15 protein-coding genes are annotated in these 19724 nt (G+C 63.8%); 4 read left to right on the top strand and 11 right to left on the bottom strand.

The annotated features are described in order from the left end of the window. Positions 1-34: 34 nt before the first annotated feature. The 4 genes from U9J33_RS18155 to yaaA form a co-directional block, all read right to left on the bottom strand. Positions 35-2302, bottom strand: a complete 2268-nt coding sequence (locus U9J33_RS18155) for an FdhF/YdeP family oxidoreductase (protein WP_185999697.1) — start codon at positions 2300-2302, stop codon at positions 35-37. A 108-nt stretch (positions 2303-2410) separates the two neighbouring features. Continuing rightward, a complete protein-coding gene (locus tag U9J33_RS18160; protein WP_132468916.1) occupies positions 2411-4798 on the bottom strand; it encodes a membrane-bound PQQ-dependent dehydrogenase, glucose/quinate/shikimate family in 2388 nt (795 codons plus the stop codon). A gap of 184 nt (positions 4799-4982) precedes the next feature. Beyond that, positions 4983-5693 carry an SDR family NAD(P)-dependent oxidoreductase gene (locus U9J33_RS18165; protein ID WP_054441989.1) on the bottom strand — a complete coding sequence of 237 codons (711 nt, stop codon included), beginning with the start codon at positions 5691-5693 and terminating at the stop codon, positions 4983-4985. Next, positions 5690-6442 (bottom strand): peroxide stress protein YaaA, encoded by a 753-nt coding sequence (gene yaaA, locus U9J33_RS18170; protein ID WP_054441937.1) that lies wholly within the window; start codon positions 6440-6442, stop codon positions 5690-5692. The genes U9J33_RS18165 and yaaA overlap by 4 nt, the downstream gene beginning before the upstream one ends. A gap of 318 nt (positions 6443-6760) precedes the next feature. Between yaaA and U9J33_RS18175 the strand changes: the two genes are divergently transcribed. Next, positions 6761-7288 (top strand): DsbA family protein, encoded by a 528-nt coding sequence (locus U9J33_RS18175; protein WP_324699632.1) that lies wholly within the window; start codon positions 6761-6763, stop codon positions 7286-7288. A gap of 10 nt (positions 7289-7298) precedes the next feature. Here U9J33_RS18175 and U9J33_RS18180 read toward each other — a convergent pair whose 3' ends face one another. From U9J33_RS18180 to U9J33_RS18210, 7 genes are all read right to left on the bottom strand, one after another. Next, positions 7299-8270 carry a copper resistance protein B gene (locus tag U9J33_RS18180; protein WP_185999698.1) on the bottom strand — a complete coding sequence of 324 codons (972 nt, stop codon included), beginning with the start codon at positions 8268-8270 and terminating at the stop codon, positions 7299-7301. Further along, positions 8270-10042 carry a copper resistance system multicopper oxidase gene (locus tag U9J33_RS18185; RefSeq protein WP_185999699.1) on the bottom strand — a complete coding sequence of 591 codons (1773 nt, stop codon included), beginning with the start codon at positions 10040-10042 and terminating at the stop codon, positions 8270-8272. Before U9J33_RS18185 ends, U9J33_RS18180 begins: the two co-directional genes overlap by 1 nt. A 24-nt stretch (positions 10043-10066) precedes the next feature. After that, entirely contained in the window at positions 10067-10624 is a 558-nt protein-coding gene (locus tag U9J33_RS18190) for an RNA polymerase sigma factor (RefSeq protein WP_054441939.1), read from the bottom strand. Positions 10625-10630: 6 nt separating this feature from the next. Further along, a complete protein-coding gene (locus tag U9J33_RS18195) occupies positions 10631-11071 on the bottom strand; it encodes a periplasmic heavy metal sensor (protein ID WP_132468835.1) in 441 nt (146 codons plus the stop codon). Between the two features lie 2 nt (positions 11072-11073). Then, positions 11074-11349 (bottom strand): hypothetical protein, encoded by a 276-nt coding sequence (locus U9J33_RS18200; RefSeq protein ID WP_054441940.1) that lies wholly within the window; start codon positions 11347-11349, stop codon positions 11074-11076. Between the two features lie 124 nt (positions 11350-11473). Then, the gene (locus U9J33_RS18205; RefSeq protein WP_292636114.1) at positions 11474-12880 is read right to left on the bottom strand and encodes an ATP-binding protein; all 1407 of its coding nucleotides are present in this window, start codon (positions 12878-12880) and stop codon (positions 11474-11476) included. Continuing rightward, positions 12877-13605: a response regulator transcription factor gene (locus tag U9J33_RS18210; protein ID WP_186000143.1), complete on the bottom strand. Its 729-nt coding sequence runs from the start codon at positions 13603-13605 to the stop codon at positions 12877-12879. Before U9J33_RS18210 ends, U9J33_RS18205 begins: the two co-directional genes overlap by 4 nt. 218 nt (positions 13606-13823) lie before the next feature. Here U9J33_RS18210 and U9J33_RS18215 point away from each other — a divergent pair, with 218 nt between their 5' ends. The 3 genes from U9J33_RS18215 to U9J33_RS18225 all read left to right on the top strand — a co-directional run bounded on the left by U9J33_RS18215 (position 13824) and on the right by U9J33_RS18225 (position 19723). Next, positions 13824-14903, top strand: coding sequence for an efflux RND transporter periplasmic adaptor subunit (locus tag U9J33_RS18215; RefSeq protein ID WP_292636157.1), 1080 nt, complete (start codon positions 13824-13826; stop codon positions 14901-14903). Positions 14904-14907: 4 nt separating this feature from the next. Further along, positions 14908-18177: an efflux RND transporter permease subunit gene (locus U9J33_RS18220; protein ID WP_185999700.1), complete on the top strand. Its 3270-nt coding sequence runs from the start codon at positions 14908-14910 to the stop codon at positions 18175-18177. A gap of 139 nt (positions 18178-18316) precedes the next feature. Next, a complete protein-coding gene (locus tag U9J33_RS18225) occupies positions 18317-19723 on the top strand; it encodes an efflux transporter outer membrane subunit (RefSeq protein ID WP_324699634.1) in 1407 nt (468 codons plus the stop codon). Position 19724 lies beyond the last annotated feature (1 nt).

Consider the following 19724-nt stretch of genomic DNA (forward strand, 5'->3'; position numbering starts at 1 on the left):
TGAAGAGTGATGATCGAGCCCTTTGCTCGCCGAATTAGGCTGAGCTCGCTGCCCGGATCGTCACAGGAATCGATTTGTAGGCAGGCGTTCCGCTGGCCGGATCATAATCGTCAAGCGGAACGAGGCAGTTGGCTTCCGGATAATAAGCTGCCAGCGATCCCCGTGCGATGGCGTGTTTCACCACGGTAAATCCCTCCAACGTCCTGCCGCCGGTCGCAGTCACGTCCACGGCATCGCCGTGAGCCAGACCCAGCATGGCCAGATCGACTTCGTTGGCAAAGATGATATCCCTACGCCCGGTTACGCCGCGATAGCGATCGTCAAGGCTGTAGATCGTTGTGTTGTACTGGTCGTGGCTGCGAATGGTCGTAAGCAGCAGCGGCTTGCTTGCCGCATCCTCGACATGAGGATGCGTGATGAACTGCGCCTTCCCGCTTGGGGTATGCCAGACACGCTCGCTTGGTCCGATCGTCAGCCGAAATCCGCCGGGCGTGCGAACACGCACGTTGAAGTCGCGGAAGTCCGGGTAGACGGCTTCGATCCCGTCGCGGATGAGATCGTAATCGGCGACCAGTTCGTCCCAGGGCACCCTGCTCTGCGGCATCGCGGCCCTGGCAAGACCCGCCACGATCGCGGGTTCGGACCGGACCATCGGCCCCGGTGCCTTGAGTTTACCGTGAGAGGCGTGAACCATCGACATGCTGTCTTCCACCGTGACCCACTGCGGTCCCGCGTCCTGCATGTCCAGTTCGGTGCGTCCAAGACACGGCAGAACAAGGGTTTCCCTGGCTGTGAGCAGGCAGGTGCGATTGAACTTGGTGAGAATGTTCACCGAGAGGTCAAGATTGCGGACCGCGGCAAAGCAGGCCTCCGGGTCCGGCATCGCCACCGCGAGATTGCCGCCAAGCGCGATCAGCGCTTTGGAATGCCCATCGCGCATCGCCGCCAGGGCTTCCACCGCGTTGTGGCCATGTTTGCGCGGGGACTTGATGCCGAACGCGGCATCAAGCCGTTTCAGCATGTCCTCTGCGGGAATTTCGGTGATGCCGACGGTTCTGTCGCCTTGAACGTTGCTGTGCCCGCGCAGGGGGCAGATCCCGGCACCGGCCTTGCCGAAATTGCCGCGGAGCAGCAGCAAATTGGCGATCGCCTGCACGTTCTGGGTGCCATGGCGATGCTGGGTGATGCCCATGCCATAGCAGACGATGACCCGCCCTGCCGCTGCATAGACTTGCGCCATGCTTTCTATGGCTTCCCGCGCCAAACGGGACTCCGCTTCGATCCACGTCCATGAGGTTGCTTCGATATCGGCCCGCAGCGCTTCGAAGCCTTCGGTATGTTCCGAGATGAAGGCCTGGTCGAGTATTCCCGGCGTGGCCTCTTCCATCGCGAAAAGGGCCTTCATCATCCCTTTCAACATGGCCATGTCGCCGCCGATACGGACCTGATGATAGGCCGAGGCCAGCGGCGTGGCGTGCGTAGACAGCATTTCGGTCGGGTGCTGAGGAGACTTGAACCTTTCAAGTCCGCGTTCGCGCATGGGATTGGCGACGATGATCTGCGCGCCGCGCTTGGAGGCAGCCGCCAGCGTCGAGAGCATCCGGGGATGGTTCGTGCCGGGGTTATGACCGATGCAGAATATCGCATCGGCGTGGTCGAAATCCTCCAGCGTCACTGTGCCCTTGCCGATGCCGATGGACTTCGGAAGACCGGTGCTGGTGGCTTCGTGGCACATGTTCGAACAGTCGGGGAAGTTGTTGGTCCCGAACTCACGAGCGAAAAGCTGGTAGAGGAAGGCCGCCTCGTTCGAGGCACGGCCCGAGCAATAGAACTCCGCCTGGTCGGGATGGTCGAGCGCCTGCAAGGCAGCCCCTGCCCGCATGAAGGCCTCATCCCAACCGATCGGGACGAAGTGATCGGTTTCAGGATCATAGCGAAGCGGCTCCGTCAGGCGGCCTGCGTCCTCAAGCTGATGGTCGCTCCACTCCCAAAGCTCGCTGGCGGAATGGAGCGCGAAGAACTCCGGGTCTACGCGTTTGACGGTCGCTTCCCAGGTTACCGCCTTGGCGCCGTTTTCGCAGAACTCGAAGGAGGATGTATGCTTAGGATCGGGCCAGGCGCATCCCGGACAGTCGAACCCGTCAGGCTGGTTCATCTGGAGCAAAGCCCGCGTATCCGGGCTTGCCTTCATCTGTTCGCGAACCGTCCGGGCAACGGCCGCCAGAGCCCCCCAGCCCCCTGCCGGTCCCTTGTAGTCACTGATGCCCTTCAGGGAACCGCGTTCGTTCTGGGTGTCGGTCATCGGCAAGTTTCCCCGGAGCCATTTTTGGACATCGCCTCGGTAATGTCATCTTACTTACGAAACGCATTTTCCAGCGAATTCGACCGAGCGTGGTCATCAACAACCGCATCAGGGCAATGCATAAGCGATGACCTCGTCGCCGATCGGCGTCTCCATGAAGTGATGACCGCCCGGAGCGATCACCAGGTATTGCTTGCCGTTCATCATGTAAGTCATCGGCGTGGCCTGGCCGCCGGCAGGCAGCACGTCCTTCCATAGGACCTTGCCGGTCCTCAGGTCGATTGCGCGGATCAGGTTGTCCGTCGCGGCCGCAATGAAGATCACTCCGCCCGCCGTTACGACAGCGCCGCCGTTGTTCGGCGTCCCGATCGTCAATGGAAGCATCGAAGGGATGCCGAAAGGCCCGTTGGTGCGTGCTTCACCCAGAGGACGATCCCAGATCGTACGCCCGGTCGCCATGTCGATGGCGCGGATACCGCCATAGGGAGGCTGCTTGCAGAGCATGCCGGTGAGCGGCAGGCGCCAGCCGGCATTGACGTCAATCGCGTAAGGCGTGTGGGCTTGCGGATCGCCCGCGCCTTCGGCACCGCCGATCTCGCCTCGTGCCTGATCGCGCGGCGCCCAGCCCTTCCTGTTCGCCTCCGCGCGAGGAACGAGGCGCACGTAATTGGGCATGTCGTTGTAATTGGCGATGATCACACCCCGGCGCGGATCAACCGCAATGCCGCCCCAGTCGGTACCCCCGTTATAGCCGGGATACTCGATCGAGCGGCGATCGCTTTCCGGCGGGGTGAAGAAGCCCTTGTAGCTCGCTTTGCGGAACTGGATACGGCAGATCATCTGGTCGATCGGCGACATGCCCCACATGTCCCGCTCGGTCAGATCCGGCTTGCGCAAGGTATGCCACAGGGACACCCGCTGGACCGGTGCCCGCTGCGCCGGCTCGACCCCACCTCCCGGCGCCTTGATGGTGCCGACAGGTGTCAGCGGCTGGCCGGTGCGCCGGTCCAGCACGTAGATATCGCCCTGCTTCGATGGCAACACCAGCGCCGGCGTTCCCTTGAAGTCCACCAGCGTCGCCTGTGCGCCGAAGTCGTAGTCCCAGACGTCATCCCTTACCGCCTGGAATTTCCACCTGGGCTTGCCGGTTGCCACGTCGAGCGCGACCAGTGAAGTGGCAAAGTCCCTTTCCGGCGGACGACGCAAACTGGAGTAATAGTCGGCCGCCGCGTTGCCCATCGGCAGGTAGACGAGACCGAGTTGCTCGTCGCCGCTGGCGATAGTCCACATGTTCGGCGTGCCTCGGGCCCAGGTCTGTCCTTGCGGGGGGTAACCGTTCCAGTCCGGGTGCATCATGTCCCAGGCCCAGCGCAGCTTGCCGGTGATCGCGTCGAAGCCTCGGATCACACCGGAAGGTGCCCAGCGATCCTGCCCGTCCAACACCTGATGGCCGGTTACGACGACACCGCGAACGATGGTCGGCGGAGAGTTGATGGAAACATACCCCGGAGGAGTGTCGCCCATCCCGATCTTGGTATCCACCTCCCCGTTCGTGCCGAAGCCCGTACAGCGCGCGCCCGTACGCGCATCAAGCGCAAAGAGGCGGGCATCGAGCGTTCCGTAGATGATCCGCCGGGCGCAGGGCTGATCGGCCGGCGCATTCGGAACCGCAAAGTAGCTGACGCCGCGGCAGGCCGCCGTGTAGGGAATGGCATCGTCCGCAACCTTGGGGTCGAACTTCCAACGCTGCCTGCCCGTGGCTGGATCCAGCGCGAGAACCATGTTCTTAGGCGTGCAGACATAGAGCATGTCGCCGACCTTCAGCGGCGTATTCTCGCCGCCGTAAGTCTTGGCGATCTTTGCGGACGACGGTGTATCGCCGGTATGGATGAGCCAGGCTCGCTTGAGTTTGCCGACATTGGCTGCCGTGATCTGGCCCAGCGGAGAGAAGCGGCGAGCCGCCTCGCTGCCGCCATAGGCAGGCCAATCGTCTCCCGCGGAGGCCAGCGAAGGATCGCTCATCTCGAAACGCAGATCTGGCAGAGCCGATTGAGGGCCACGATCGGCCATGCGGGCGAAGATCGTCGCGGTCACCCCGGCCAGGGCTATGCCGGCAACGGCTGCGCCAAGGCCGAATTTCCAGCGTGCCGGATGAACCGAAAGCGTTGGCATGACCAGGAAGCAAGCCACCAGCAGGACAAGCGGTGCGACCACCCGAGGCACCAGCGCCCAGTTGTTTGTGCCAACTTCGCCCAGGGCCCAGATAACCGTCAACACGAAGATTATGCAGTAAAGCCAGCCGCCGAGGATGTTCCTGCGCAGAAGCAGCGCTCCCGAACCGAGCAGGCCGATCCCGGCAAGAATATAGTAGGCCGAGCCGCCCAGCCCTGCGAGCCAGACCCCGCCTATCGTCAGTATCGCTCCGATCGCTGCAATGATGCTGCCCAGGACGATTGGCGCCGGCGATGGCCGGTGCTGCGCATTTCGAGACAGCATCATTCACACTCCGGAAACATTTTACGGCTGCGATCATGGAATGACAGGAGAGGCGTAATGTTCCAGAAAACTTCGTGTAGTCCTGACGCTATCGCTGATTTGCGACGTCAGCGGCGCTGACGCCGGCCAGCCACAGACGCGCTCAGGAAAAGCGGCTGGCAGGAAAAGCGGCTGGAAGTATCGGCTAGAATGGAATCTCGTTCGCTTCGTAGTCGAGCAGTTTGCCGCTATCGGGCACTTTCAGCTCTTCGATGACGTCAAGCAATTGCAGAGCGGCACGCTCTGGGTCGAACAGCCGCCCGGGCGGCACATTGCCCTGGAATGGCCGGGACAGAGCAGTGTCTACGGTGCCGGGATGCAAGGCAACAACGATCGCGCCGGGATTGCGGCGACGTTCCTCGATGGCAAGATTGCGCACCAGCATGTTGAGCGCCGCCTTCGACGCGCGATAGCCATGCCATCCGCCAAGACGATTGTCCCCTATCGAACCGACCCGCGCCGAAAGTGCCGCAAATACCCCTCGTCCGCCTTTCGGCATGAGCGGCAGGAAGTGTTTCGCGATAAGCGCGGGACCGATGGCGTTCACGGCATGGATTTCTGCAAGCCATGCAGGATCGAGATCCGCCAACGCCTTTTCCGGGGCGAGACCCTCCCTGTGCAGCAAGCCAGTCGCTACGATTATCAAGGTCGGCGCTGGCCCCTTGGCAATGTGTCCGGCCGCTTCCGCAATGCTTGCCTCGTCAAGAAGATCGAGGTGCTGCGATCCTCCACGGGACCGAGCGAAGCCGTGAACGACCCTGAAAGCCCCCTCCTCGATCAGCGCAGCTTCGAAAGCGGCACCGATGCCGCCCGATGCCCCGACGACGACGGCGGACGCTTCGCCTCTTCCGGTCATGACCGGATGAAGCGCCAATTGTCGGCGTCACTTTCGTCCGGGGCGAACCGATATCCGTCGCTGTCAAACCCGCGCATCGCATCTGCATCGACGATGTGATGCTCGCACATCCACCGCGCCATCATGCCGCGGGCCTTTTTCGCATTGAAGCTCACGAAACGGGGGCCGTCCGGGCCTGGCTCGCGGAAGTCGACGTGAATGACGCGCAAGCCCTTCAGCTTGTTCTCGACGGCGGCAAAATACTCCTGGCTGGCCAGATTGAGCACTACGCCAGACCCCTCGTCCGCGACCTGCTGGCGCAACAGCGCTGCGATGCGGTCACCCCACCAGTCGGTCAACTTCTTGTGCCGGGGCGCCCAGCGCGTACCCATTTCCAGGCGATAGGGACGGATCGCATCCAATGGCCGGAGAAGCCCGTAAAGGCCGGACAGAATTCGCACATGGTCCTGTGCAAAGTCCACACCCGGCTCGTCCAGCGTGTCCACCTCGAACCCCGTGTAGACATCGCCGGCAAAGGCATAAAGCGCCTGTCGCTCGGGCAGTTCGGCAAAGTCGCGGAACCGGTCCGCATTGAGCTTTGCGAGGCGCGGCGAGATCCGCATCAGCTCCGCCAAACGCTTCTGCGAGAGGTTGGCCGCCGATTTGGCGAGATTATGCGCTTCCTCGGTGAAATGCGGCGTCGTGGCGGCAATCGCGGGCAACGTCCGTTCGAAGTCGAGGGTCTTGGCGGGAGAAAGCAGAACGATCATGTCTCACGCGGTAGCTAGGCCCGGATGATGCGTCAAACCTCGACGTTCATTCTTTCCGCGTCGGCCGGAGATCGGCCGAAGGCGCAAGTCTGCGCATCATCCGTTTGCGGGAATGTCCAGTTACATAGGGGCTTGCGGTCCCGTCCAATCTGGCGCAGCGCCGCCGCAAGAGCTTTGAATGGAATTCACGATATGAAATTGGGCATGGGACCGGCCATCTCCGGGTTGGCCATTGCGCTCGCCGCATTCCTGGGTTGCGGACAGGGCTCCCTTGACGCAAGGGCCGAGACCATCGCCTCTCCTCAGGAGCGCGCCCGCATGAAGGAGGCCCTGGCAAACGATCCGGGCGTCCCAATCCTGGCTCCGCAAGGTTACGATGTCACCGTGGTCGTCTTCTCGGACTACCAGTGCCCATACTGCCGCAAGTTTCACGCAGACCTGAACCGGCTCCTCGCCTCAGACCGAAAGCTGCGTGTCGTCTACAGGGACTGGCCAATCTTCGGAGGCCTATCGCGCGAGGCCGCTCGCGTTGCCATGGCAACGCGCTATCAGGGCAAGCACGCTGCCTTCAATGACGCCCTGATGGCTGGCCCGGTCAAGCTCGATGCAACAACCATTCGCCAGGCAGCGGCGCGCGCCGGTGTCGACTGGCCCCGGTTGCAGACCGACCTCAAGCTCCACGGCAATGACATCGATGCGGCCTTACAGAGGACCGGACGGCTGGCGGAGACCCTTGGTCTCTCAGGAACGCCTTCGCTGGTTATAGGCGACTACCTCATTCCCGGCGCCATCGATTTCGCGACTTTGCAAAGGGTCGTGCAGAAATCGCGAAGCGGGAAGCCGTGAAATGCGTAAATCAGAACATCGCGCGCACGCCGAATACCGCTGAAACACCGGAAACATCCTCACCAGCAGCCCGTGCGAGGTCTGCCGTTCCGCCGAGTTTACGCTCCCAGTTGACGCCAACGTAAGGCGCTAGCGAGCGGTTGCGTTCGTAGCGAAGCCGAGCACCCAGTTCGAGACGCTCGAAGCCTGCGCCAACACTCAGGGCGGGCACGTCCTGAAACGCGAAATCTATCTCGGCTTCAGGCTCGACGACCAGTGACTGCGTGATGCGCTGGGTGTAACCCGCCTTGCCGCGTGCATGAATGTCGCCCTTGTTCGAGACGAGCAACTGACCTTGCAACTCGAACCAGTAAGGCGCCAGTCCTTCGATGCCAACCAGCGCGTAGGTTCGCTGCGGATCGGGTCGGAAGTCCTGCCGCGTACCGAGTTGCAGGTTGAACCAAGGGTCCAGCGCGTGGCGCCAGTAGGCGTTAAGCTCAATTCGCTCGGCACGCTGACCGAATGTGCCCTCACCCTCGCTGGCCAGCACGATCCGGTCTATATCACCGCCGTACCACGCCTGCCCTTCCCAGCCGAAACCGTCGCCGCCCTTGCCGGTGCGGAATTCCAGTTGATCAACCTGAAGGGCGAAGGTGTTGAACCTCATCTCCTTCACCATTGCCGCGCGCGAGGCGGCCATGCGGTCAGGCGCGAAGAAGCGGTCGGCGGGAAAATCGGTCGGCACCGGGGGGGGCGGAGCATCGCCCGGCTCATCGGAGACGGTGCTTGCGGGCATGACGTGGGCGGAGTGATCCATGCCTTTCATGTCCGCTTCGCTCATGTTCATGCCGGACATGTCCATCTGCGAATGGTTCATGCTGGCATGGTCCATCCCGGCATGTTCATCGGCCCGTGAGGATGCAGCCTCACTCTCCTGCGCGTGTGCTGCAAGCGGAAAACCGGCCAGCAGGAGCGAGGTAAGGATCGGGAAGAGTCTTGCCATCAGGCTTCTCCCTCCCGGCGCACCGTCACCACGCGCATCATCCCGGCGTGCATGTGCAGAAGCATGTGACAGTGGAACGCCCAGTCACCCTCTGCATCGGCAGTGAGATCGAACGAGACCTTGCCGCCCGGCAGCACGTTGACGGTGTGCTTGCGCGCGCGGTTCCCCGGCTCGCCGCTGACAAGTTCGAAGAAGTGGCCGTGGATGTGGATCGGGTGCGGCATCATCGTGTCGTTGATGAGATTGACGCGCACGCGCTCGCCCAGACGGAACGGTATCGGTGCCGGGTTTTCCGACATCGCCTCGCCGTCCATAGACCACATGTACCGCTCCATCGCAGCAGTCAGGTGCACGTCGATCTGGCGGCTCGGCACGCGCGGATCGGGATTGGGGTCGCGCGAGCGCAGATCGGCGTACGTCAGCACGCGGTGATCGACGCTTTCCAGCCCGGTCGGCCGGTCGGCAAGTCGGTCCGCGGGCATCGGCGAGAGCGTGGCAACTCCCGGCCCCATCTTCACGCCGGCGGCGACCGAAGGATCGCGCATCGACATCGAATGGCCGCTCATCGAACTGATGGCGGGCTTGCTGAGATCGATCTCGCCGCCCTCGCCCATATCCATGCCGCTCATGTCCATGCCCATGTCGCGCATGGTGAGGACCGGACGCTCACGTAGCTTCGGCGTTTCGCCGACGAGACCCGGCCGCTGTGCCAGTGTCGCGCGCACGAGCCCGGAGCGGTCGATGGCCTCGGCGATCACGCCGTAGCTTTCCGCGGTGCCGGGTTCGACGATGAAGTCGTAAGTCTCGGCAATCGCGATCTGCACTTCGTCCGTCTCGACCGGTTGCACAGGATTGCCATCCGCTGCCACCACGGTCAGCGGCAGGCCGGGGATGCGGAAGTTGAAGTTGGTCATCGACGAGGCGTTGATGACGCGCAGGCGTACTTTCTCGCCCGGTGCGAAAAGCCCGGTCCAGTTCTCGGCATTGCCGTGGCCGTTGACGAGGAAGCTGTAGGTCGATCCGGTCACGTCCGAGATATCGGTCGCATCCATGCGCATCTTCCCCCAGGCGAGGCGGTCGGCCAGCGACTGGTCCTTGCCTGCCAGCAGCCCCGCAAGCGTCTGGCGCTGCCGGTTGAAGTAGCCGCCCATCATCTTCAGGCGGCGCATCTGTTCGTGCGGATGGATCGGACTCCAGTCCGATAGAACCAGCACATGCTCACGGTCGCAAGCGATCGTATCGGGGCCGGCGGGGTCGATCACGATCGGGCCGAACAGCCCTTCCGCCTCCTGCATGCCGGAGTGCGAGTGGTACCAGAACGTGCCCGAATGGGTGAGCGGGAACTCGTAGACGAACGTTTCGCCCGGATCGATGCCGGGGAAGCTGACGCCCGGCACACCGTCCATGTGGAAGGGCACCAGCAGCCCGTGCCAATGGATCGAGGTCTGCTCCTTCAGGTGGTTGGTGACGGCGATGCGCACCGTCTCGCCCTCACGCAGGCGCAGCAGCGGCGCGGGCAGTGTGCCGTTCACGGTCACCGCATGACCCGAGCGCCCGCCGGTCGCAAAATGGCTCTCGCCGATCTGAAGCGCGATGGTATCGCCTGACAGCACACCGGGCTGGTTACTCGCATGGACAATGCCCGCCGTCCCGCTTCTTGCCCAAGCCGGGAACAGCCCCGCCATGCCAAGGCTCCCGGCGAATGCACCGCCCAGCGAGAGGAAACGTCTGCGTTCGAGCAGGTGACTATGGTGAGTATCGCGCGGCGTCATGCTCTTCATACGCCGTCTGGGCTGCTACCCCTCGGAGAGATGCGACAATTTTTGCCGAGCGCGATAAATTCGTGTTTCCACCGCCTTGCGGCTGATCCCCAGGATCGATGCGGCTTCATCCTGCGATAGCCCCTCCAGCGCGCAAAGCAGCAGCGGTTCCTTCAGCGCATCGGGCAACGCCGCGATTTCCGCATGGATATGCGCGACCTGTCGGCGCGAGGCCAATCCCTGTTCGGGATCGAGCCCGCCATCGGCAACGCCGGCCGCTTCCTCGATCGGCAGCGCGAAGGAGAAGAAGCGCCGGACCTTGCGGCGACGCGCCCAGTCGTGACACTTGTTGAGCGCTATCCGCAGAATCCACGCCCGAAAAGGCCGTGCCGGATCATAGCGCCTCAGCGCCAGAAAGGCAGCGACGAAGGCCTCCTGCGTTATGTCGAGCGCATCTGCTTCGTTGCCGACATGCGCTCTTGCGAAACGAAATACCGCCTCCCGGTGGAAGCCCATGAGAGCGGAATAGCCTGCCTGTCGCCCGGCGAGCGCGGCCCGGACCGCTTCGGCCTCGCTCAACTCCGATCCGGCCACCCGGATTCAGTCCTGCCGGGAGGTGGTCAGCGCCTGGCCCACGGCCTTGTCGAAGCGTGCTGTCTGGTCCGGTCGCAACACGGCTCGCATGGCGAAGACGTGCTGCAACGTCGCCTTCTGCAGTTCGCCCATCGCCACATGCGATCGATCCACCGCTTTCTCGACGTCGGGGCCATAAGTGTGTTCGTGAGCGATGGCCCGTGCAAGATCGGCGTTCGCGGCTTGCAGTTCCCCTTCCAACTGGCCCCGGCGCTCGGCGAAACCTTGCTCAAGCGCATCGATCCGGCGCTTCTGGCCGGCGTCGAGATCGAGTTCTCCGTGAAGCAATACGTGGATACGGCTCTCTTCCGGGGCATCCCCGCGCAGCTTCTGTCCGAACCACAGCGCACCGAGAGCCACAAGGAACGAGACAAGCGCGACGAGGATATAACGATGGGCGTTCGCCATGATCAGAGCGCCAGCAGATGAGAAGGCGCCGCTGCAGGAATGGCCAGCAAGGGTTCGCTTGGGGAAGTGCCTTGCGCCGTTGCGGAGGTGGGCAGCGCGAGACCTCCCCACAAGCCGACGAAGCCGGCGATGCAGCCCGCCAATACCAGCCCGCGACGTCCCGCCATGCGCTCGCGCCCCGCAGCAAGGCCTGAAAGCACGGCGGCATCAAGCGAACCGAGACCCTCAGGTAAGGCTTCACCGCGAAGCATCGACAGCATTTCGTCCAGTTCGTTCATCGGCCCAGTCCCACCTTCAACCGCTTGCCCAGCAAACGCTCTCCCGCCGCATACGCAACGCAAGCCCGTATCCCTCAAAGCCCTATCAGAAAATTCGGCAAGGCCCTCGGCCGAAATGCAGCAATCAGGTTCCCGGCTGCCCTGGGCTATCGGGAGGATTGGCGATGCCGGGGATTTCGATCTCGGCCACGAGCCCTCCCCCGTCGCGATTGCGCAAGGCAAGGGTTGCACCGAAGGTTCCGACCTGCGCCTGCGCGATGGCCAGCCCGATACCCGTACCGCTGCCCTTGCCTGAAGACAGCCGGCGAAATGGCTGGAAGGCCAGCGTCAGTTCGTCTTCGTCCAGCCCGGGACCGCGATCGGCAACGCGGATCAGGAGATCGTTTCCCGCGTAAAGGCAGCTCAGTTCGGCGCTGCCGCCATATTTCAGGGCATTGTCCACGAGATTGCCAAGTGCGCGTGCCAATGCGTTCGGCTTGACCCTGGCCTGCGCCCCGCAGCCGCGCGCGAAGACCACGCGGTGGCCAAACTCGCCGGCGTCCTCGGCGATGCTGGAGAGGATGGAATCGATATCGAGAACGGCCCAGGGTTCACGCATTTCGCTGCTGCGGGCCAGATCGAGCCCGTTTCGCACGATCTGCTGCGTAATCGCGAGGTCCGCCACGAGCCGGTCGCGCAGGGCTTCGTCCTCGACCTGTTCAAGGCGCAGGCGCAGACGGGTGAGCGGGGTCTGCAGATCGTGCGTTACCGAAGCAAGTATCTGCGTTCGTTCGCGCAGCCCTTCGCGTACGCGTTCCTGGGCGAGATTGAAGGTCTCCAGTGCGGCGCGGACCTCGCTCGGCCCCTTGACCGGGATCGGCTCGAAATCGCCAACCAGCGAGAACGAGCGTGCGGCGCGCTCCATCCGCCTCAGCGGCGTCGTGGCTAGGCTGGCCGCAAGCAGGCCCAGCAGGGCACCGGCCACGATGATGAGTTCGAGATAGGGCGGCCCCACGCTGTGCCGGTCCCAACTCCGGTCGGGCCAGAGATCGACGACGTAGCGATATTCGGCGCCCTTCCCGGACTCGACCCGGACGAACCAGCAGTCAGGCAAGGGATCGGTGTTCATGCCGGCAGCATGGGGAAAACGCGAGAACTGGGCGAAGCACTGATCGTTCAGCAGCGGCATCACGAACGCGGGCCTGCCGAGCCGCTCGCTCAGGCGGCGCGAAAAGGCGGGGTCGAAAGAGGTCATCTTCAGCTCGGCACCGGCACCGTGCGCGCCCAGCACTTGTCCGCGCGAAAGCACCTGCTCGGTTTTCTCCGGCTGCCTGTCATAGCGGTGGGCGATGTCCTCTGCGCTTTTCAGGGCGGCTTCGACCTGCTCCTTGCGGAACATCCGGTGGCGCAGGCTGTCCGAGGCCTGCAGGGCCAAAACGGCCGAAGCGGCCATTCCCAGCGAGAGGACAAGCGTAAGGCGCCCCGCCAGCGAACGCGGATAGTCGCGCAGGCGCTTGAACAAACCTGGCCTGTCGGGCTCCGTCATGGTCATTCGAACTCGACTGGTCCGGGCAGGACATAGCCTTCGCTGCGGACGGTGAGGATCAGTTCGTCTCCGCCCGGCTCGCTGGCGAGCTTGTGGCGCAACCGGCTGATCTGGATATCAATCGAGCGATCGAAGGCGACGGTGGCACTGCGTTCCGGCAGCAATTCCTCGCGCGAAAGCACCTGGTTGGGCGCCTCGATGAAACGGCTGAGCAAGCGGTACTCCGCGGAGGACAGCATCACGAGGCGCTCGTCATTGGTCACCAGTCTGCGCTGGTGCAGATCGAGCCGCCATGGACCAAACCGGGCGAAACGGGCAACGCGCGGCCGGCCGTGATCGAATATCCGCGAGCGGCGCAGGAGATTGCGAACCCGTGCCAGCAGTTCGCGTGGCTCGAACGGCTTGGTCAGATAATCATCGGCGCCCAGTTCCAGCCCCAGAACCCGGTCGATAGGTCCCTCGCGCGCGGTCACCATCATGATCGCGCCCTGATGCCCGGAAGCGCGCAAGTCCCGGCAGATGTCGAGGCCGTCTCCATCCGGCAGGTTGAGATCGAGGATCAGCAGGTCGACCGGATCGCCCTGAAGAATGGCGCGCAGATCCGCGACCGTACCGACCGAATCCACGTGCTGCGGTTCACGCGAAAGCTGCGCGGCGATCAGTTCGCGAATGTCGGGATCGTCCTCGAGGACGATGATGCGCCCCTCCGGCGCATCGCTCTGCGGGATCATGAATGAGGTCATAAACGCGCTGCCCCTCGAAGTCTGCCCCGATGATACACGATGAAACAATAGGCTACGCCCGGCAACCTGACGATACGCGTCGATCCTTGCCCCCGCTTGCTGCGGCGCACAATTGCGAAACCGAGCTGCAACTGTGCACAGGAGCCTTCCGCTTGCGCCCCTCCTTCCAACATCTCGCCATGGTCTCGGCGCTTGCTTTGTCCGCCATGAGCCTCGGCGGCTGCGGCCAGCAGCAGGCCATGCCGCAGCAGGACGTCGAAGTCGGCGTGGTCATGCTGACGGCCGAGCCGGTAACAGTCTCCACCACGCTTTCCGGCCGCACCGCCGCGACGACCGTTGCCGAGGTTCGACCACAGGTGGACGGCGTGATCCAGTCCCGGCTCTTCGAGGAAGGCTCGCTCGTCCATGCCGGCCAGCCTCTGTACCAGATCGACGCGCGCCTTTACCGCGCATCTCTCGATACGTCCCGTGCACAGCTGGAAAGCGCGCAGGCCGATCTTTACAGCGCCGAGGCCAAGGCCCGCCGCTATCGAACCCTGGGCGATAGCGAAGCGGTCAGCGGTCAAGACAAGGACGAGACGATCGCCGCCGCCCGCGCCGCACAGGCTGCGGTGCACCAGTATCAGGCAACCAGTCGCAGCGCCGCGGTGAACCTGGAGTTCACCCGCGTTCTCGCGCCGATCACCGGCCGTATCGGCCGTTCCTCGGTGACGAAGGGCGCGCTTGTTACCGCCAGCCAGACCGACGCCATGGCGACGATCCAGCAACTCGACCCGATCTTCGTCGATATCACCCAGTCCTCCGCCGAACTGCTTCGCCTGCGGAGCGCGCTGGCCAAGGGCAACATGCTTCCGGCCAGTGCGAAAGTGACGCTGACTTTGGAGGATGGCACCGTCTACCCCCAGCAGGGGACCATCGAGTTCAGCGAAGTCAACGTCGATCCCGAGGCAGGCACGGTCACCCTGCGCGCGAAGTTCCCCAATCCCGATGGTCTCCTGCTCCCCGGCATGTTCGTGAACGTGGCCGCGCCGCAAGGCGTTGTGCGCAACGGCATTCTTGCCCCGCAGCAGGGGATTTCGCGCGACGCCAAGGGCGACGGGACGGCGCTCGTCGTCGATGCTGCGGGCAAGGTCGAACAGCGCAAGGTCACGACCGGCCAGGCTATCGGCAACAAGTGGCTGATAACCAGCGGACTGAAGGCAGGCGACCGCCTGATCGTGGAGGGAACCGACAAGGCCCGCACCGGGGCCAGGGTCAAGGCCGTCACCGTAAAGCAGGGCGACTGATCCCATGAACCTCAGTCGCTATTTCATTGACAGGCCGATCTTCGCCTGGGTCATCGCCATCATCGTCATGATGGCCGGCATCGCCGGTATCATGAGCCTTCCCGTCGCCCAGTATCCCGACGTTGCGCCGCCTTCCGTCACTGTCAGCGCCACCTATCCCGGCGCTTCGGCGCAGACGCTGGAAAATTCGGTGACGCAGGTCATCGAGCAGCAGCTTACCGGCATCGACAACCTGCTCTACTTCTCATCCAGCTCGGACAGTTCCGGTTCGGCCTCCGTCACCGCGACGTTCGCCAAGGGCACCGATCCGGACGTTGCGCAAGTGCAGGTCCAGAACAAGGTCCAGCAAGCCAACTCACGCCTGCCGACCCAGGTGCAGCAGCAAGGCCTGACCGTCACCAAGTCGGCCTCGGACATGCTGCTTGTCGTCGGCCTCTACGACCAGAGCGACAAGAGCAGCGACAGCGACGTTGCCGATTATCTGGTCTCCAACTTCCAGGACGATCTTGCCCGCGTGAACGGCGTGGGCGGGGTGCGGGTCTTCGGCGCGCAATATGCGATGAGGATCTGGCTCGATCCCACCAGGATGGCCGCGCGCCAATTGATCCCCTCCGACGTCACGAGCGCGATTTCGGCACAGAACGTTGACTTGTCCGCCGGACAACTCGGCGCCGAACCGCTCGCCAAGGGGCAGATGCTGAACGCGGTCGTCAAGGCCAAGTCGCGCTTGCAGACCCCCGCCCAGTTCCGCCAGATCGTCGTCAAGACGCTGTCGGACGGGTCGATCGTGCGTCTCTCGGATGTCGCCCGGGTCGAACTCGGGCAGGAGAGCTATTCCAGTTCGGCTCGCCTCAACGGGCATCCCGCCTCGGGTATCGCCATCGAACTGGCCTCCGGCGCCGATGCCCTCAAGACCGTCGCCGCCGTAAAGGCGCGGGTGGACGAACTCGCGCATGACCTGCCGGACGGATACAAGCTCGCCTATGCCCGCGACACCAGCGACTTCGTCAAGCTTTCGATCAAGGAAGTGATCGAGACGCTGGTGATCGCCATCATCCTCGTCGTTCTGGTGATGTATGCCTTCCTCCAGAGCTGGCGCGCGACGCTGGTGCCGGCAATTGCCGTGCCGGTTGTCCTGATGGGCACCTTCGGCATCCTCGCGCTGCTGGGCTACTCGATCAATACGCTGACCCTGTTCGCAATGGTGCTCGCCATCGGCTTGCTGGTGGACGACGCCATCGTCGTGGTCGAGAATGTCGAGCGCCTGATGCACGAGGATGGGCTCAGCCCCTATGGCGCCACGGTACGCTCGATGGACGAGATCGGCTCCGCACTTGTGGGCATCGCGCTGGTGCTGTCGGCGGTGCTCTTGCCGATGGCGTTCTTCGGCGGGTCGACCGGGGTGATCTACCGCCAGTTCTCGATCACCATCGTCTCGGCCATGGGGCTTTCGGTACTGACGGCGCTGATCCTCTCGCCCGCGCTCTGCTCGACCCTGCTCGTGGCCAAGGAGCACGCCGATGCCGAGCGCGAACCCGCATCTCGCCTGCGCGGTGCACCCCGGCGGTTGCAACACAGGCTCGACGGATGGTTCGGCAGCTTCAACCGCTGGTTCGACCGCATGACCGGCCGTTATGTCGATACGACGGAGAAACTCATCGCCCGCCGCCGTATCTGGCTCGCAGTCTATGGACTGGTGATCGTGGCACTCGTGATTGTCTTCATGCGCCTGCCGACCGGCTTCCTGCCTACAGAGGACCAGGGCCAGGTCATGGTGGTCTACCAGCTTCCCGCCGGCGCCACTTCCGAACGGACTGACAAGGTTCGCGAACAGATCGAGCAAGCCTTCAGGTCGGAAGGCGCGAACGTGCCCCTGCGCTTCACCATCGGCGGTTTCAGCTTCAATGGAGCCGGCCAGAACGCAGGCATGGGCTTTGCCAGCCTTGCCCCCTTCGATGATCGCAAGGACTCCGAAAAGTCCGCGCAGGCCATCAGCGGCCGCGTCATGGCCAAGCTGGCGAAGATCCGCGATGCGCAAGTCTTCGTGATGACCCCGCCTTCGATCCAGGGCCTCGGCCAGTCGAACGGCTTCACCTTCCAGCTCCTCAATTCGACGAACATGGACCGCGAGAAATTCGTCGCCCTGCGGGACAAGCTGATCGCCGCCGCCAACCAGAGCTCCAAACTCTCGCAGGTCCGCGCTTCCTCTCTGCCGGACACGCCCCAGTTCGACATCAATTACGACGATGCCAAGCTGTCGGTCCTCGGCCTTTCGGTGGCCAATGCAACCGATACGCTCAGCACGGCCTGGGGCGGCACCTACGTCAACGATTTCATCGATCGCGGACGGGTGAAGAAGGTCTACGTACAGGGAGAGGCAAGCGCGCGAATGCTGCCGAGCGATCTCGACAAGTGGTTCGTCCGCTCGACCGCCGCCACCAATGCCGATGGGACCAGCAAGATGGTTCCCTTCTCGGCCTTCACGACGATGAACTGGGAAACCGGCCCGAACAGCCTTTCCCGCTTCAACGGCCGTTCGTCCTATACGATTCAGGGCGATGCCGGGTCTGGATACAGCTCGGGAGACGCGATGAAGGAGATGGTCGCCCTGCAACAGAAGCTCGCGCCCGGCACGAGCTATGCCTGGAGCGACCTGTCCTATCAGCAGAACCAGTCCAGCGGTCAGGCCGTTTACCTTTACGCCCTTTCGATCGCCGTGGTGTTCCTGTGCCTTGCGGCGCTTTACGAAAGCTGGTCGGTGCCGCTGGCGGTTCTGCTGGTGATCCCGCTCGGCGTGATCGGCGCGGTGCTGGCGGTGGCGGTACGCGGGCTGGAAAACGACATCTACTTCCAGGTCGGCCTGCTGACCACCATCGGACTTGCGGCCAAGAACGCGATCCTGATCGTGGAATTTGCCGAGCAGGCGTGGCGAGACGGCCGCGACATGCTCCATGCGGCGCTGGAGGCGGCCCGCGTGCGCCTGCGCCCGATCATGATGACCTCTATCGCCTTCATGGCCGGCGTCATTCCGCTTGCGATCGCCAGTGGAGCAGGCGCCCAGGGGCGTATCGCCATAGGCACGGCGGTGCTTGGCGGCATGTTCACCGCCACCGCGCTGGCGATCTTCTATGTGCCGATGTTCTTCGTCATTGTTGCCGGGCTCTTCCACCGAGGGGGCTCAGGCACGACTGACGGGAGCGCCGGCGCTGCCCGGAACCTGCGGCAAGGGTCACATGCCGAAGTTCCGGGCGCCCCATCAGAGGGCGATGGCTGACGGCATTCGGCTTGGCATCCCGTTTACATCCCCTTTCCCCCACATTCACCGGCGCGGAACAGTCGCACCCTCCCGCGCCGGTGAAGCCCGGAGCCCCTTCAGGTCGGGGCTCCGGGCGCCTTCATCGAGGAATGATCCGATGCGCCGTACCCTGATCCCGCTCATTCTCGCCGCCGGTTCGCTGGCCGGGTGCAACATGGCGCCCCGCTACGTCCAGCCCGAGGCGGCCGCTCCACTGCAGTGGCCGCAAGGCGCCGCCTATGCCCCGGCAGAAGCGGGCGAGGCCGGCCTTCCCTGGCGGGCCCTGTTCGCCGATCCCCGCCTGCAAACGGTGATCGAGCGGGCGCTGGCGAACAACCGGAACCTTCAGGCCAGTCTTGCCAACGTGGCTTCGGCGCGCGCGCAGTATCATGTCGAACGTTCGTACCAGTTGCCGACACTAGCCGGAACGGCAAGCGCGAGCGCCACGCGGGGCCTCAAGAGCTCGCAGGGCGATAGCCAGAGCTACGATGCGAACATCGGTGCCAGCGCTTTCGAACTGGACCTGTTCGGCCGCCTCAGGAACCAGAGCCGGGAGGCTCTCGAGACCTATCTTTCCACCGAGTCCGGCTATCGCGCGGCGCGCCTCACGCTGGTGGCAAACGCCGCGACCGCCTACATAACACTCGCGTCCGACCGCGACCTGCTGTCGCTCGCCGAGCAGACGCGCGACAGCGGACGCCGTTCGGTGGAATTGACGCAAAGACTGCTCAAATCGGGCCTTGCCGCAGCGGGAGACCTGGCTGCCGCGCAGACGGTGCTGGAACAGGCGACTTCCGACGTCGCTTCGCAGACGACGCTGGTCGCGCAGGACCGCAATGCGCTGGAATTGTTGGTGGGCGGCCCCGTGGAAGACGCCCTGCTGCCCGCGTCGCTGGCGGAACTCGACACGCGCATCGGGCAGGTTCCGGCGGGGCTGTCGTCCGATGTCCTCCTGCGGCGACCCGACGTCGTGGAGGCGGAGCATCAGCTCAAGGCCACATATTCCCAGATCGGCGCGGCCCGCGCCGCGTTCTTCCCGACCATCTCGCTGACGTCCGCTCTTGGCCTTGCCAGCACTGCGCTGGCAGATCTGTTCACCGGCGGCGCGCTCGGCGCCAGCGGCACGGCGAGCGCCAGCCTGCCGATCCTTGGCGGCACGAACAAGGGCAACCTTGAATATGCGAAGGCGCAGCAGGAATACTACCTTGCCGCTTACCGGGCGGCGGTGCAGTCCGCATTCCGGGACGTGGCCGATGCGCTTGCCCGGCGCGGCACCATCACCAGTCAGCGCACCGCGCAGGACCGGCTGGTTACCGCAGCACAGAAGAGCTACGATCTGGCGGATGCCCAATACCGGGCCGGAACGGATACCTACCTGAACGCGCTCGTCGCCCAGCGTTCTCTCTATGCCTATCGCCAGACGCGGATTGCGACAATTCTGGCGGACCTCACCAACCGCGTGACCGTTTACAGCGCGATTGGTGCGGACGATACGCTGGCAGAGGAGAAGGCCTCAGGAAACTGAG

It is taken from the genome of Novosphingobium sp. RL4 (genome assembly GCF_035658495.1).
Classification (GTDB): domain Bacteria; phylum Pseudomonadota; class Alphaproteobacteria; order Sphingomonadales; family Sphingomonadaceae; genus Novosphingobium.

Bases quoted from the DNA above. Each gene is read 5' to 3' on its own strand.
- U9J33_RS18155 (WP_185999697.1), bottom strand. From the start codon at position 2,302: ATGACCGACACCCAGAACGAACGCGGTTCCCTGAAGGGCATCAGTGAC.
- U9J33_RS18160 (WP_132468916.1), bottom strand. From the start codon at position 4,798: ATGCTGTCTCGAAATGCGCAGCACCGGCCATCGCCGGCGCCAATCGTC.
- U9J33_RS18165 (WP_054441989.1), bottom strand. From the start codon at position 5,693: ATGACCGGAAGAGGCGAAGCGTCCGCCGTCGTCGTCGGGGCATCGGGC.
- yaaA (WP_054441937.1), bottom strand. From the start codon at position 6,442: ATGATCGTTCTGCTTTCTCCCGCCAAGACCCTCGACTTCGAACGGACG.
- U9J33_RS18175 (WP_324699632.1), top strand. From the start codon at position 6,761: ATGAAGGAGGCCCTGGCAAACGATCCGGGCGTCCCAATCCTGGCTCCG.
- U9J33_RS18180 (WP_185999698.1), bottom strand. From the start codon at position 8,270: ATGGCAAGACTCTTCCCGATCCTTACCTCGCTCCTGCTGGCCGGTTTT.
- U9J33_RS18185 (WP_185999699.1), bottom strand. From the start codon at position 10,042: ATGACGCCGCGCGATACTCACCATAGTCACCTGCTCGAACGCAGACGT.
- U9J33_RS18195 (WP_132468835.1), bottom strand. From the start codon at position 11,071: ATGGCGAACGCCCATCGTTATATCCTCGTCGCGCTTGTCTCGTTCCTT.
- U9J33_RS18200 (WP_054441940.1), bottom strand. From the start codon at position 11,349: ATGAACGAACTGGACGAAATGCTGTCGATGCTTCGCGGTGAAGCCTTA.
- U9J33_RS18205 (WP_292636114.1), bottom strand. From the start codon at position 12,880: ATGACCATGACGGAGCCCGACAGGCCAGGTTTGTTCAAGCGCCTGCGC.
- U9J33_RS18210 (WP_186000143.1), bottom strand. From the start codon at position 13,605: ATGATCCCGCAGAGCGATGCGCCGGAGGGGCGCATCATCGTCCTCGAG.
- U9J33_RS18215 (WP_292636157.1), top strand. From the start codon at position 13,824: ATGAGCCTCGGCGGCTGCGGCCAGCAGCAGGCCATGCCGCAGCAGGAC.
- U9J33_RS18220 (WP_185999700.1), top strand. From the start codon at position 14,908: ATGAACCTCAGTCGCTATTTCATTGACAGGCCGATCTTCGCCTGGGTC.
- U9J33_RS18225 (WP_324699634.1), top strand. From the start codon at position 18,317: ATGCGCCGTACCCTGATCCCGCTCATTCTCGCCGCCGGTTCGCTGGCC.